Below are 1761 nucleotides of genomic sequence, written 5' to 3' on the forward strand. Positions count from 1 at the left end.
TCACTCTGCCGGCAGCCGCACAGCAGGCCGGTACGCTCCCGGCGTCACTCAAGTCCGCCGGGCAGATCGTGGTCGGCATCGAGACCACCTATCCGCCCATGGCGTACAAGGATCCGAAGACGAACGAGCGAGCCGGCTTCAATGTCGAACTCGTCAATGCGATCGCCAGGGAGCTCGGCGTCCCGGTCAAGTGGGAGGAGATGAGCTTCGAGCAGCTCATGTCCTCGCTGACGACCGGTCGTATCGACATGATCGGCACCGCGATCAGCGATCTCCCGTCCCGGCGCGAGAAGCTCACCTTCGTCGACTATCTCGCCACGGGAGCCCAGCCCTTCGCGCTTCAGACCAAGGCCGGCGAGCTGAAGAGCAACGCCGATCTCTGCGGCAGGACGGTGGGCGCACCGCGCACCACGAGCTACATGCCGGTAACGGCCGCCTGGAGCGAGAAGAACTGCGCCGGTGCCGGCAAGCCCGCGATCACCGTCAATGGCACGGCCGGCGCGACCGCGACGCGGCTCGAGCTCAAGCAGGGCCGCCTCGACGCTGCCGTGCTCGGCCCCGAATACGTCGCCTATCTGATGGCGGACGAGCCGAACACCTATGCCTTCGTCGGCGAGCCGCTGAACAAGACGCTCTTCGGCTTTGCCTTCGACAAGAAGAACACCGATCTGCGCGATGCCGTCGCCAAGGCGACCGCGACGGTCATGAAGAACGGCGCCTATCAGCAGGCCCTGAAGAAATTCGGCCTCGAGCGGCAGAGCCTGCCCGAGCCGACGGTCGACGCCGGGCAGTGATGCCTGTCCGGGAGGAACGGCTGATGAAGGCCGTCATGCTGCCGCGCTTCGGCGGGCCGGAAGCGTTCGCCTGGGCGGAAGCGCCGGTTCCGCGAGCGCGGCCCGGCGAGATCGTGCTGCGGGCCCGCGCGGCGGCGCTGAACTATGCCGACCTGCTGCAGCGACGCGGCACCTATGGCATCGAGCAGAGCCTGCCGCGGATCATCGGCTACGAATGTTCCGGCATCGTCGCCGAGATCGGAGCGGGGATCACCGGCTGGAGCATCGGCGACGAGGCCTGCGCCCTGGTTTCGGAAGGAGCCTATGCCGAGTTCGTCGTCGTTCCGGCAGCGCAGCTGCTGCCGGTGCCCCGGGGGCTGGACCCGCTGGCCGCGGCAGCCGTGCCGGAGGCGGCCTGCACCGTCTGGTCGAACGTCTTCGATCTCGGCGCACTGAAGCCGGGCGAGAGCCTGCTCGTCCATGGCGGGGCCGGCGGCATCGGCTCCTTCGCCATCCAGGCGGCCAAGGCTATCGGAGCCCGGGTCTTCGCCACGGCCGGCAGTCCGGAGAAGCTGCAGCGCTGCCGCGATTTCGGCGCCGATCGCGCGATCTCCTATGCCGACGAGGATTTCGTCGCCGTCGTCGAGGCCGAGACCGCGGGGCGGGGCGTCGACGTCATCCTCGACAATATGGGCGCGGCCTATCTGTCCCGGAACGTCGCGGCACTCGCCTTCGACGGGCGTATCGCGATGATCGGCCTGCAGGGCGGGCGCGAGGCGACGGTCGCGCTTGGAGCCATGATGCGCAAGCGCGCCTCCCTGTTCACGACGTCGCTGCGCGACCGGCCGGCGAAGGCCAAGGCGCGCATCGTCGCCGGGGTCCTCCGCGATCTCTGGCCCCACCTCGCCAGCGGTACCGTTCGACCCGTGGTCGACCGCAGTTTCCCGCTCGCGGAGGCCGAGGCCGCGCATCGCTACATGGAGAGCGG

The 1761-nt window shown here is 68.9% G+C and carries 2 protein-coding genes; both read left to right on the forward strand.

The window, feature by feature from the left end:
* The coding region (locus ACIPIA_RS15575; RefSeq protein WP_400510867.1) for an ABC transporter substrate-binding protein at positions 1–794 on the forward strand (794 nt) is incomplete at its 5' end.
* A gap of 23 nt (positions 795–817) precedes the next feature.
* Positions 818–1761, forward strand: a 944-nt coding sequence (locus ACIPIA_RS15580; RefSeq protein WP_400510869.1) for an NAD(P)H-quinone oxidoreductase, incomplete at its 3' end; no start/stop codon positions are given.

Source organism: Allobosea sp. CER48 (assembly GCF_044752385.1).
GTDB lineage: Bacteria > Pseudomonadota > Alphaproteobacteria > Rhizobiales > Beijerinckiaceae > Allobosea.